The organism is Sphingomonas bacterium, assembly GCF_903643035.1.
Classification (GTDB): domain Bacteria; phylum Pseudomonadota; class Alphaproteobacteria; order Sphingomonadales; family Sphingomonadaceae; genus Sphingomonas.
In genome coordinates this window covers 1-12,788 of sequence record NZ_CAHJWW010000061.1, presented here as the reverse complement: position 1 = coordinate 12,788, position 12,788 = coordinate 1, and the positions used below count along the sequence as shown (strand labels likewise).

At 67.8% G+C, this 12,788-nt stretch carries 8 protein-coding genes and 1 tRNA gene; 6 read left to right on the top strand and 3 right to left on the bottom strand.

Annotated features, from left to right (window positions below; all coding sequences use genetic code 11):
• Together HUV01_RS05880 and HUV01_RS05875 are read left to right on the top strand one after the other, a co-directional pair.
• The coding region (locus HUV01_RS05880) for an FAD-binding oxidoreductase (protein WP_302480023.1) at positions 1–811 on the top strand (811 nt) is incomplete at its 5' end.
• 53 nt (positions 812–864) lie between these two features.
• Complete coding sequence (locus HUV01_RS05875; RefSeq protein ID WP_174297372.1) at positions 865–1,641, top strand: SapC family protein; 777 nt, start codon at positions 865–867, stop codon at positions 1,639–1,641.
• A 207-nt stretch (positions 1,642–1,848) separates the two neighbouring features.
• On the opposite strand, the gene HUV01_RS05870 is transcribed toward HUV01_RS05875, so the two are convergent.
• On the bottom strand, positions 1,849–2,745 hold the full coding sequence (locus HUV01_RS05870; RefSeq protein WP_174297371.1) for an N-formylglutamate amidohydrolase: 897 nt from the start codon (positions 2,743–2,745) through the stop codon (positions 1,849–1,851).
• Positions 2,746–2,859: 114 nt separating this feature from the next.
• Here HUV01_RS05870 and cpdR point away from each other — a divergent pair, with 114 nt between their 5' ends.
• The 4 genes from cpdR (at position 2,860) to HUV01_RS05850 (ending at position 8,750) form a co-directional block, all read left to right on the top strand.
• Positions 2,860–3,237: a cell cycle two-component system response regulator CpdR gene (gene cpdR, locus HUV01_RS05865; RefSeq protein ID WP_174297370.1), complete on the top strand. Its 378-nt coding sequence runs from the start codon at positions 2,860–2,862 to the stop codon at positions 3,235–3,237.
• A gap of 45 nt (positions 3,238–3,282) precedes the next feature.
• Positions 3,283–3,357: transfer RNA gene (locus HUV01_RS05860), tRNA-Val, on the top strand.
• An 823-nt stretch (positions 3,358–4,180) separates the two neighbouring features.
• A complete protein-coding gene (locus HUV01_RS05855; RefSeq protein WP_254606412.1) occupies positions 4,181–5,020 on the top strand; it encodes an oxygenase MpaB family protein in 840 nt (279 codons plus the stop codon).
• A 283-nt stretch (positions 5,021–5,303) separates the two neighbouring features.
• Complete coding sequence (locus HUV01_RS05850) at positions 5,304–8,750, top strand: autotransporter domain-containing protein (RefSeq protein WP_254606411.1); 3,447 nt, start codon at positions 5,304–5,306, stop codon at positions 8,748–8,750.
• 159 nt (positions 8,751–8,909) lie between these two features.
• Here HUV01_RS05850 and HUV01_RS05845 read toward each other — a convergent pair whose 3' ends face one another.
• Together HUV01_RS05845 and HUV01_RS05840 are read right to left on the bottom strand one after the other, a co-directional pair.
• Positions 8,910–9,866 carry an alpha/beta hydrolase gene (locus HUV01_RS05845; protein ID WP_174297368.1) on the bottom strand — a complete coding sequence of 319 codons (957 nt, stop codon included), beginning with the start codon at positions 9,864–9,866 and terminating at the stop codon, positions 8,910–8,912.
• Positions 9,867–11,623: 1,757 nt separating this feature from the next.
• A partial coding sequence (locus HUV01_RS05840; protein WP_174297367.1) for a M3 family metallopeptidase occupies positions 11,624–12,788 on the bottom strand: 1,165 nt, incomplete at its 5' end.

Here is a 12,788-nt window from a genome sequence, read left to right as displayed (position 1 = left end):
CCAGCCTTCAGCGGATCCGCAGGCCGCGCTGGCGCTGCTGCGCCGGCTCCAGCGGCGGACCGATGCGGTGGAAAGCTTCGAGCTGCTGCCGGCCGAGTCGCTCGCCGCCGTCCTCGCGCATGTGCCGGGCGCGCGGGCGCCGCTGTCGCAGGAGCATCGCTGGCATGTGCTGGTGGAGGCGGTGTCCGCCGATCCGGTCGCCTGCGAACCGGATGGGGCGCTGGATGAGGCGCTGGGCGGGACGCTCGCCGACTGGCTCGCGCCATCGCTGGCCGACGGATTGATCGAGGACGCGGCGATCGCGGCGAGCGAGGCGCAGGCCGAGGCGTTCTGGCGCATCCGGGACTCGATCTCGGACGCGGAGCGCGCCACGGGGCCTGCGGTGCAGCACGACATCTCGGTGCCCGTCGACGCGATGCCGCGCTTCATGGTCGACGCCGCGGCGGCGTGCGAGGCGCGCTTCCCCGGCACGCGCGCGTCGGGCTTTGGCCATCTGGGCGACGGCAACGTCCACTTCCATGTCCGCGCGCCCGCGCCGCCGATCCTGACCGGCGCGGAGTGCGACGCGTGGTATGCCCGGGAGGCGCCCGCGATCACCCGGTTCGTCCACGACCTGGTCGTGGCGGCGGGCGGGTCGATCTCCGCCGAGCACGGCATCGGCCAGATGAAGCTGGGCGAGCTGGAGCGGCTTGGCCCGCCCGCGCGCCTCCACGCGATGCGCGCGATCAAGGCGGCGATGGATCCGCTCGGGCTCATGAACCCGGGCAAGCTCGTCGCCCCCGCGCTTGCGCCGGCCTGCCTGCCCGCATAGGGCCGCGCGCTAACCGGCCGCCCGTGCCGCCACCCCGCAGGAGTCCCCGCATCATGGCCAGCGTCGCCCCGTCGCTTCCGCTCTTCTACAACGGGCTCGAACCGCTTTCGAGCGATACGCACCGCGACTGGCGCGTCCGCAAGACCGAATCGGCGCCTTTCCTGCTTGGCCAGCATGCGATCCCGGTGACGGTGGAGGAGTTCCCGCTCGTCCAGCGCAACTATCCGATCGTGTTCTCGCAGGGCGCCGATGCGGTGCCGCTGGCGTTGCTGGGCCTGAACGAGGGCGTCAACACGTTCGCCGCCGACGACGGCCGCTTCTACGAGAACGTGTATGTCCCGGCCTATGTCCGCCGCTATCCGTTCATGCTCGCCCGCCTCAGCGCAGATGCGCAGCAGCTGTCGCTGTGCTTCGATCCGACCAGCGACGTGGTCGGCGCCTATGACGAGGGCGAGCGCCTGTTCGACGAGGACGGCCAGCCAAGCGCCGTGACCAGGGAACTGCTCGGCTTCAACGAGATGTTCGAACAGGCCGGCCAGCGGACCACGGCGTTCATGAACGAGCTGCGCGAGCTGGACCTGCTGATGGACGGCGAGACGACGATAACCGAGGACGGCGCCAACACGCCGTTCGTGTATCGCGGCTTCCAGATCGTGAACGAGGAGAAGCTGGCGGCGATGCGCGGCGACCAGCTGCGCAAGATGAGCCAGTCCGGGCTGCTGCCGCTCGCCTATGCCCATCTGTTCTCGCTCTCGCTGATGCGCGACCTGTTCGCCCGGCAGAAGGGGCAGGGAAAGATGCCGCTGCCCGCGCTGTCGCCGCAGGCATAGGCCGCACGCTCGTCGCCGGCTGAAAACTTCGGCGCCGTCCGGGGCTTGAAGCAACCTTTCGCAGGTCCCATAGTTATCCCTGCGACGCCGTGTCCCCCCTTTCACGGCGTTGCATGACACGCTTTCAGCGTGTCCCTCCCTGAACCTAGGCCACCTCGCGGATCTGTTCGCGAGGTGGTTTTTTATGTGCGGCGCGGGGTCCGCCGATCATTCGGCGGCGAGCGGCTCGGTCACGGGACGCGGGCGGGTCAAGGCTCCGGATCGGCATTCCTGCGCGAGCGCGTCGATCGCCGCTCTCAGCCACCGGGCGAGCCAGGCGACCTTGTCGGCCAGCGGAAGGTCGAACGATCGGTCGAGGTACAGCGACCGGTCGATCTCGACCTGCACCGCATGGACCCCGAAAGCCGGATGGCCGTGCCGTTCGACGATGTGACCGCCCGCATAGGGGAGGTTGCGTGCGCTCCGCAGACCGATCCTCGCCACCTGCGCCTCGATGATCGCGGCTGCCGTGCCGTCCGCGCTGGCGCCGTGACGGTCGCCGATCACGATCCGTGCCGGTGTCCTGCCCGGCAGCGGCGGCATCGAATGGAGGTCGACCAGCACCGCCGCGCCGAACCGCGCGGCCGCGGCGCCCAGGGCGTCGGCGACGGCGACGTGATAGGGGCGGTGGTCGGCGACGATCCGCGCCATGACCTCCCCGCCGGTCCAGCGCCGCCGCCACAGCTCGGCCCGACCACCCACCCGCAGGGGAACGAGGCCCAGGCCGGCGCGCACCCTGGCGCTGGGTTCGACCGCCGGGGCCGGCATTCCCCCGACCGTGACGGCGGGCATCCCCGCCTCGGCCGCCGGATCGCGCTCGTCCTCCCGCCGGTTGAGGTCGATCCACGCGCGGGCCTGCCGCTGCACGAGCATCGTCTCGCCGCCCAGCGCGGCGAGCGCGACCGCATCGACGTGGCGGTCCTCCAGAAGCCGTGCCGTCGCCAGCGGCACCGCCAGCTGGGCCATCAGCGCGGCTGGATAGGCGCGACCGGCATGCGGAACCGACAGCACCACGGGGGTGTCGGGGATCGCCGGACCGAACCGGTCGAAGGACGGCTGCGTCATCCAGCGCCGGTGTGGACGCGATCGTACCGGTCCGCAATCGGCCGGTCGCGGGAAAGCTGGAATATCTTAAGCCTTCGCTGCATACACGCAGCAGGATTGCGACAAGGGACATCGATGATCCGCATCCTGCTTGCCGAGGACGATGGCGTGATGCGCGAATATCTGACGCGTGCGTTGGAGCGGTCGGGCTATGCCGTCTGCGCGGTCGATCGCGGCACCGCAGCGATACCCCTGCTGGAGGCGGAGCGGTTCGACCTGCTGCTGACCGACATCGTCATGCCCGAGATGGACGGCATCGAACTCGCGCAACGCGCCGCCGAGATGGCGCCGGACATGCGCGTGATGTTCATCACCGGTTTCGCGGCAGTGACGCTGAAGGCCGGCCGGCAGATGCCGCAGGCGCGCGTCCTGTCCAAACCCTTCCACCTGCGCGACCTGGTGCTGGAGGTCGACCGCCTGTTCGAGAGCGACAGCGCGACCGGCCGTCACTGACTGCTTGCACCACGACATCGCTCCGGCTAGTGCCGTCCGCAGCGTGGGCGTGTAGCTCAGTGGTAGAGCACTGTGTTGACATCGCAGGGGTCGCAAGTTCAATCCTTGCCACGCCCACCATCCAGCCCCTTCTCATCCGGTCGTTTTCAGCCGCTTTGTTAAAGGACCGGACAAGGCGGCTTCGGTGCTGTTCAGGCACAAGGCTCCCGAAACGCGGGCCTCCCACAGCCTGCCGTGTATGGCCCCAATCCGACGGTCCTTGTGGTCGGGTCGCCTGAAACAGCCCTGCTGTACGATCCTCACATGTTGGTCACGCCACATCGGCGGGATCCAGATCAGTGAAACAAAGCCTCGAATCCGACCGGGTAGGCCGATGCGTCCGGGCAGGAATGAAGGTCGAGCCACGCGCGCCGAGCGCCACGCCGGCGAGCACCTGGCGATGGCGGAGATGAAGTTGCGCGCGGCGCGCAAGGTCCGCGACCGCGCATGGATCGGTGATGGCGATGACAGCCCGACGTTGATGATGTGCCGGTCGGGCGCCGTGCGCTACGACATCGTCACCGCCGCCATGTGCCACGGCCGGGCAGGGCGGTGCTGTTCTCGCGCCGCCTGCCGGTGGTGCCGAACTGGGAGGCGTCGACCGTCAGGCTCCGGCTCGATCGCTGCGGTGGGCGGGTGCGCGGGCATCGAGACCGTCGGGCGTTCGGCGCGTGGTTCCACGCCCGGCCGCTGTACGCCTGTACCGCCCCGGCGTGCCGGGCGTGCGCGGTCGCCCACTGCCTTCGGGAGGCAGGGGCCGGAGGTTCGCGGCGTGCCGGGCGCGGGAAGGTCTTGAGTGCTGCCTTCTTAGCCGTCGTTGCCATCCGCCCGCGCGGGGATGGTCCGATGAGGTCGCGAAGCCGCCGGATCGACTTATATCGGGGTCGTTGCCAAGAGGTGCGCTTTGCTCGACCAGCTTCTTCATCCCGTCCGCCGTTCCATCGCCGAGCGCGTGTCATCGGTCTTCAACGATCGTGCCGCCGGTGAGCGGCCGGTGGCTCGCCGCGCGGACAGCCTGTTCGGACCAGGGTCGGTCGCGTGGCGGGTGAACGGCGATGTCGCCTCGATGATGGTCGGTGGCGTCAGCGCGCTGCTGCTCCAGATGCTTCATCCCTCGGTGCTGGCCGGGGTTTGGGACCATTCGAACTTCCGGGCCGACATGCACGGCCGACTGCGTCGCACCGCGCGCTTCATCGCGGTCACCACCTTTGGCGGGCGGGACGACGCCATGGACGCGATCGCGCGCGTGCGGACGATCCATGACAAGGTGCGCGGCGAGTTGCCCGACGGAACGCCCTATCGTGCGAACGACCCGGCGCTGCTCGATTGGGTCAACGTGAGCAGCGCGAGCAGCTTCCTCGCCGGCTATCGCCGCTATGCCGACCCTCGCATGCCCGCGCCCGATCAGGACCGCTATTATGCGGAGATGGCCGAGGTCGCCGCCGCGCTCGGGGCCGGCCATCCACCTCGTGATCGCAGGGCCGCCGCCGCGATGATCGCCGACATGCGTCGCGGCATGAAGTCCGACGAGCGGTCTCGCGAGGTCGCGCGGCTGGTGCTCGAGCAGCCGGCGCCCACGGCGGCGGCAGAGCCGGTACGGCGACTGACGATGGCGGCCGGCATCGATCTCCTGCCCGACTGGGCACGGCGCCTGCACGGCCTCACGTCTCCGATCCTGAACCGACCCGCGCTTCGGCTCGGCACCCTCGGAGTCGCGCAGACGCTGCGCTGGGCGTTCGGATAAGCGTCCGCCGCCAAGCCGGTGGAGCGACCGGTCGGCCGCCCCTGCCGTCGTCGTCGCACGCCATTTGAGACGCGGGCGCTCGGCCATTGTCATGCTCGAAGATCAACGAGCCGGCCAGCATGTTCGCGCTCGTGCTGTCGCCATCTGTCCGACGCTTCGGTCGTCGCGCCGGCGGCGCCAACCCGCTTGACCGATGCCGCAGCAGCTTTATGTTCATGATCCGTAAACGCAGACGAAGTCGCGTGAAACGGGGGTTACGTCAATGATTGTCAAGCGACCGACGGTGCGTCCTGCGACGCTGCGCGTCTGCCTTCTGATATCGAGCGCCTTCAGTGGCCTCGTCGCCAATGGTGCCTTTGCGCAGGCGACGCCGGAGGGTTCGGATCCAAGTCCGGCGATCGTCGTCACGCCGCCTGCCACCCCCACCAGCGCGATCGACCCGGTCAACGTCACCGGCGTCGGCCAGATGGTGATCGACGAGAAGAACGGCTTCCTCGGCCTGTGTACCGGCACGCTGATCAACCCGCGGACGGTGATCTTCGCCGCGCACTGCGTGAACGAGAATCCGGCCGGAACCGGGTTCCAGGACCCGTTCGGCTATGGCACCGGTCCGGGCCAGCTGCCGATCAGCTTCGGCTTCGCCGCCAACAATCTTCCCGCGCTGCGCAACTGGTATCTGGCCGGTGCGCAGCAATACAAGACGAACACCGCGGGCTATCTCTACAACGTCAACCAGGTCGCGTATAACCCTGACTCGACGAAGCTCGGGATCGGCAACAACTTCCTTCAGGGCGATATCGCGGTGGCGACGCTCGACACGCCCGCGCGCAACGTGCCGACCTGGACCATCCTGCTCTCTCAGCTACCCGCGCCCGCCGCGCTCAACACCACCACCGGCACCGGCTACCACGTCACCATCGACGGCTACGGCACCAACGGCACCGGCCTTACCGGCGCCGCCGGCGGCATCGACTATCGCCGGCGTCTCGCGGAGAACTACATCGGCATCTTGGGTTCGCTCGACGATCAGGACGAGTTCCTGTTCGGCGCGAAGGATGGGCTGCCGCAGAACCTCTACCAGATCGACTTCGACAGCCCGAACCGCTCCAATCGCTACGATTTCAACGTCTTCAAGGACGCCGCCCTGCCCAACGAGGGCACGATCGGGCCGGGCGACTCGGGTGGCCCGCTGATCCTCGACAAGACGTTCAGCAAGCCGACCGTGATCGGCGTGCTGTCGGGCAGCGACCGCTTCTATGCCGCGCAGCCGGCCAACTCGTTCGGCACCACCGGCTTCTACCAGCCGCTCTACCTGTTCTGGGACTATATCGTCGCGAACAACCCCTATCACTACGTCAGCGCGGTTGCGGGCGACGGGAACTGGACCGACCCGGCGCACTGGCTGACCAATCTCGACCCGGCCTATCAGGTCATCAGTGGCGGGCGGCTCGTGAACGGCGTGCCGACGACGCCGGGCGACGGGATCAACGGGACCAGCGGCAAGTTCGGCGCGGTCTGTTTCCAGGACAGCGGCGTCAGCGACTGCCAGGACCTCAATACCGGCGTGGAGACCGTCCAGCCGACCACCGCCGGCAGCGGTGCTACTGACAGCCAGAAGACTGAACTGGCCGCCAAGGAGGCCGCGACGCCGGCCTCGGCGACCACCGGGACGGGCGGCGCCGCCGCCGGCGCGGGGCTGAGCTCCAACCTGTCGGCGGACGACGGCCGCGTGTCAGGCGGCTCGATCCTCGCCGCGGACGACGGCTCGGACACGCATGGCAATGCGGTGTCGTTGGCCGCGGTGACGCCGGCGCCGACGCTGGCCAACGGCTTGCCCGGCGCGACCAACTTCGTGCCGAACAACACGAACCCGGTCGCCGCCACCAGGACGTACGGCCGCTATTACGACGTGACGCTGTCCGCCGCCGGCACCACCACCTTGAATACGGCGGTGGCGATCGACCGCCTCACCGTTTCCGGCAGCGGCGCCAAGCTGACGGTCGCCGCGCCCGGCGCGCTGACCGTCAACATGGAAGTCGACCAGCTCACCGGGCTGGTCACCAACAACGGCACGATCACCACGCTTGGCGACTATTTCCTGATGGGTGGGGGCATCCAGGGCACCGGCCGCTTCAACCAGCCCTTCTTCACCAGCGCGGCCGGCATGATCGCGCCGGGCACGGTCGGCACGGTCGGCACGATCACCTTCGGCGGCAACCTGATCCTCTCCTCCGGCAACATCCTGATGATCGACGTCGGTCCGGGTCAGGCCGCGGATCGGATCGTGGTGGCCGCGGGGTCCGGCCAGCCGGGCATCGCCAACATCGGTGGCACGGTGGGCTTCGCGCCGGTCGCCGGCGCCACCATCCGCTACAACGACGTGTACTCGATCCTGACCGCGGAGGGCGGCGTGACCGGCACCTTCGCCACGCCCACCGCGCTGTCGGCGATCCTGACGCCGAGCTTCAACTATTCGGCGCAGGCGGTGCAGGTGCGGATCCTGGCCGGGCAGTACGGCAATGTGGTATCGTCGGCCTCGCCCGTGCAGCGCGCCTACGCGCAGCTGCTCGATGGCAACCGGGCGACGAACTACAACAGCCTGTCGGCGCTCTACGGTCCGCTCGACCTTCAGAGCGCGTCGACCATCCAGGCGACGCTGGAGAGCTGGGCGCCGCGCAACCGCACGCTCGCCAACAATATCGGCACGGTGGTGCTCGACAACATGGACCGCTTCTATCGGGAGCGGATCGCGAACATGGGCGGCTCGGGCGGCGGCATGGGCAAGCTGACGATGATCGGTCGTCCGGTCGATCTCGCCGCGGCGGCGTCGGTCGGGATGTCGGGCGGCGTCCTGCTCGCCGGCGACGGCCAGGAGAACGCGCAGACCGCGGCGACCTTGCCCGAGAACGTCGCGGGCTATCTCGCCGGGGGCTATATCGACGGACACTCGTCACCGATGGCGACGGCGGTTCCGGCGGGCGGGCACGACACCTTCAACGGCTTCTTCATCGCGGGCGGGCTTGAGACGGGCCTTACGGATCGGGCGACGCTCGGCGCCGCCTTCTCCTACACGCGGCTGATCGGCAGGACCGTCAACGCCGCACAGCGCGTGAGCGGCAGCCTCTATCAGGGAGCCGTCTACGGCAAGGCCGAGCTGAGCGGCCTGACGATCGACGCGCTCGGCACCGCCGGTTCGTTCGACCTGGGGCTGACGCGTGCCGCAAGCCTGGTCGGCACCAACTATACGCTCACCGCCAACCGTCGGGCGCTGGCGCTGACCGGTGAACTGGGTGTCGCCAAGGACGTCCCGGCGGGACAGATCACCATCGGCCCGCGTGTCGCCATTCGCGGCGCGACCATCCTGCTGCCGCGCCTGCTCGAGACAGGCGGCCCGATGGCGCTCTTCGACGACCCGCGTCACGTCAGCAGCGTGGAGGGCCGTGCCGGGCTGCGGCTCGCGAGCGGCGGCACGATCAAGCCGTATCTCTCGGCCTATTACGTCCACGCGTTCAACGACCGGCCGGGTGCGTTCACCACCAACTTCAGCGGTGGCGCCGGGACGAGCACGCTGTTCAGCCTCGGTACGCGGGACCACGACTGGGGCGAGGTGTCCGGCGGGCTTACCGTGCGCACCCGCACGTTCGATCTCACCGCGGGAGCGGACACGACCTTCCTGCGCAAGGATGTAAGCAACCAGAGCTATCGCGGCACGGTGACGTTCCATCTCTGATGAGGTGGAACGTGCCGTCGACAGGTGCCGCAACTCTCGAAAGATGCGCGTCGTCCAGCATTACGGTTCGAGCATGGGCGCGGGTTCGGATGGTCGCCAGCATCGCAGAGGCGAGCATGACAGGCGAGATGTGGCGATCGAGGCCGGCGTGAACGCCGGTCACGACGAAACCGGACCCGGCGCGGCAAGCGACCGGGACATCCAGAGGTCGAACAGGACGGGCCAGTGCGAGCCGGGCAGATCGGGCGAGAGGTAGCGTGGCCCGAAACCGTGGCCGCCCTGCTGGAGGAAATGTGCCTCGACCGGCACCCTGGCCTCGCGCGCAGCCGCCAACATGCCCATGGGCTCGCTGAACGGAACGACCGGGTCGTCGAGCGCATGCACGATGAACAGAGGGGGAGTGTGCTCCCCCAGCCGCCGCCTTGTGTCGAACCGTCCGGCAGGTCCCGTGCCGACCCGCATCAGGTCGCCCGACACGACAGGATAGGCCAGTCCCGCGAACGCCGGCCGCGCGTCCATCTCGTCGGCGGCGTCGATCCTTGCGTATACCGGATCATGCCAGGCGGTGGCGAGCGAGGCGGCAAGCAACCCGCCGGCGGAGAAGCCGATCACGCCAAGCCTGGCCGGGTCGATGCCGAGCCGAGCACCGTTGGCGCGGATCAGCCGCATCGCCCGTTGTCCGTCCTGGAGCGGCACGTCCTGCGGCTCGGACCAGCCTTCGCCCGGTAGCCGATAGGCGAGGACGAACACGGTCACGCCAAGCGGGGTGAACGTACTGGCGACGTTCAGGCCTTCGTTCTCGATCGACAGGAACTCGTAGCCGCCGCCGGGGATCGACAGCAGCGCGCGCCCGTCCGGATTCGGGGGGCGGAACACGCCGATGACGGGCTCTGCGACTCCCGTGAGCCACAGCTCGCGCTGACTGGCGGGACCGTTCAGGGTCAGGCCGGGCGTGGGCAGGCGCGCAGGCGCGTTCGGTGGCCGCCTGGGCCAGAGCCTGATCTGCTCGGCGGGCGGCCACTTCGCCCCCGGCTGCGCGGCAGAGGCCGCCGGGACGGTCGATGCAGCCACGGCACCGGCTGCGGCACCGAGCAGCACGCGGCGATTGATCTCCATCTTCGGATCCTTTGTCTACGGCGCGGTTCAAGCGGAGGTTTTCTAGACTTGTAGAGTTTGCCGGCAAGAAGCTGGGGCATGAAGAAGTCGAGGTACACTGAAGGGCAGACCGCCTTCGCGCTGTAGGCCAGGGCCTGCACCCTGTCTCGTCCTCGATCACCTCGCCCGTTGGTCAGTGAGCGGAGGGCGACAGCGGGGTCCAGCCCATCCGGACCGGACGCTGCGACCACGCGATCCGCCGCGGCGGACAAGGGGAGGGGCTTCCCGCAGCCCGCGTCGTATCGGCTAGCAATGCGCTCCCGGTCCTTGAGTCTGCATCATGGTCGTTCGACGAGGTTTCGGGCGCGGCAGGCATCACGACCGCGAGGCACCGCAACCTTGCGGCCGAACTTTGGCGGGATGCGCGGGCGTCCGGTGGAGTCGGTCGCGACCAAGCCCCATGCTCCGCCGGTCAGTCACGCCAACATGCACCGATCCCGAGCATGTGGACGATCCCGGGTATTGCTCTCAGATCGCGCCGGCCACCTTCGCGGTCGGGCCGCCCAGCGCACTTCGGTCCGTCGAGCACGGACAGGCTGAAGCCGACAGTTCCTGTCAGTTCCCTAAGTCGATGTCAGAGGCCGCCGCGCATTACCATCATTTCCCCTTTCCGGATTGTCGCAGTCGAGGTTGCTGGTGACTCGAAGCGGGTGCTAGCAGCTGACATCCCAATCAAAGTCCGTATCAGCAGACGGTCAATGTACCGTGCGGTCGTGGACGGCCCGCCAAGTGAGGCAGGCGAGCGCTGGCGACAGTCCAACAAACCTGTTCCGCAATCCCGCCCGTCCAGAAATACCTTCATGCGGTTTCTGGATCGATATTCAAAAGGACATGGCTAGAACGCAAACGGTTCCGATACTTTCATCTCGATCGGTCACCTTCGGAAGAAGGCAATTTGGAATAGATTTCTGGAATATGGTGCCTTCTCTGCCGCCCAGCATCGCCTGCCGTTAGCCATCTCATTGACAGTTTATTTTCGGAAGGGTGCGAGCATCTTGTTGCGGAGGCGAGACGCCGAGGGTAAGACCCACGGATATACAGGCCCACAGGACGCGCGAATGACAACGTTGTTCAAGGGCGTGCTAGTAGCTCTGGCACTGACCCAAGCGCCACGGTCTCTCGCCGAGGACTTTAATGGTAGAGACCTCTACTTGCACCGTTGTGTCATGTGTCACGGATCGGACCTCAAAGGAACAGGCCCACTGGCAAAAAAGAGTACCCCGCCGACGCCTGATCTAACGACACTCGCCTTCAGGAAGCGGCTGATTTCCTATCCCGGCGTGATTGTATCATCGATCATTCTTCAGCCAAACGGCGATCTCATTCCAAAGACACTGAGAGAAAACGGCGCAAAGGTGCCTCCACACGCTTGGAGTGTTAAAGACCTTCGGGATATAAACCGATATATGGTCGGTGTAATTACAAAACGATGATGTTCTACGAGTGAGCAGCCGGCCAGCGTGCCAGTTTTGCCGATCAACCATCCCGATCACGACAGCCGACGCGGCTCGCGCCATTTCGAGCGTCCCGCTGACACTGGCTTCAACCATCCGCTGACACCGATTGCGAGAACCGACAGTCCCCTCTGTCCGGCGACCAGGCAATGTCGCTGGGCGTGTCCGCCCGGGCGGGAGGCGGCCGGCGCGCAGGGAAGGGCGATCGATCGAGACCGGGCGCAGGATACAGCCGCGTCCCCTTGGCCGTGACCCGTGCGACCGCTAGGAGGCGGGGCTGAGACCGCGGTTCTCCAGCATCGGGCCGATCTCGGGTTCCCTGCCGTAGAAGGCGCGGAACATGGCGTCGTAATCCTGCGTGTGGCCGCGTGACAGGATCAGGTCGCGGAAGCGTTGGCCGTTCGCGCGTGTGAGCCCGCCATGGCCGACGAACCAGGCATAGGCGTCGTCGTCGAGCATCTGCGTCCACAGATAGGCGTAATAGCCCGCCGAGTAGCCGTTGCCCCAGATATGGAGGAAGTAGCTGGACCGATAGCGCGGCGGCACGTCGGCGGTGTCCAGGCCCAGGCCCGCGAGCGTGCCGGCCTCGAACGCGTCGACATCCTGCAACGGCGCGGCGGCGGGCAGGCTGTGCCACTTCATGTCGAGCTCGGCCGCCGCGACCAGCTCGCCCAGCGCGTAGCCCTGGTTGAACTTGGCCGCGCGCTTGATCTTGTCGACCAGCGGCTGCGGCATCGCCGCGCCGGTCCGGTACTGGCGCGCGTAGTGCGCGAACACGGTGGGATCGAGCGCCCAGTGCTCGTTGAACTGCGAGGGGAACTCGACCCAGTCGCGCGCGGTGTTGGTGCCCGACAGCGTCGGGTACATCTGCGCCGCGAACAGTCCGTGCAGAGCGTGGCCGAACTCGTGGAACATCGTCGTCACGTCGTCGAAGGTGATGAGCGCGGGCTGGCCGGGCGCGGGCTTGGTGAAATTGGCGACGTTGTAGATCACGGGCTTGGTGCCGAGCAGGGTCGACTGGCCGACGAAGTTCGACATCCACGCGCCGCCCTGCTTGTTGTCGCGCTTCCAGTAATCGAAGTACATCAGCCCCAGCTCGGAGCCGTCCTTGTCGTATACGGTGAAGGTGCGCACGTCGGGCTGGTACACCGGCAGGTCGTGGCGTTCCTTGAAGGTGACGCCGTAGAGCTGGTTGGCGGCGAAGAACACGCCCTGTTGCAGGACGGTGTCGAGCAGGAAGTACGGCTTCACCTGATCCTGGTCGAGGTCGTAGCGCGCGCGGCGGATGCGTTCGGCGTAGCGGTCCCAGTCCCATGGCTTGAGCGCGAACCGCTCGCCGCCGCGCGCAATCTCGGCCCGCACGTCGGCGGCCTCGCGCTTCTGCTCAGCCGCCGTCGCCGGCGCCAGCCGCGCCATGAAGCCGAGCGCC

Coding starts and splice junctions, on each gene's coding strand:
- HUV01_RS05875 (WP_174297372.1), top strand. CDS start 865: ATGGCCAGCGTCGCCCCGTCGCTTCCGCTCTTCTACAACGGGCTCGAA.
- HUV01_RS05870 (WP_174297371.1), bottom strand. CDS start 2,745: ATGACGCAGCCGTCCTTCGACCGGTTCGGTCCGGCGATCCCCGACACC.
- cpdR (WP_174297370.1), top strand. CDS start 2,860: ATGATCCGCATCCTGCTTGCCGAGGACGATGGCGTGATGCGCGAATAT.
- HUV01_RS05845 (WP_174297368.1), bottom strand. CDS start 9,866: ATGGAGATCAATCGCCGCGTGCTGCTCGGTGCCGCAGCCGGTGCCGTG.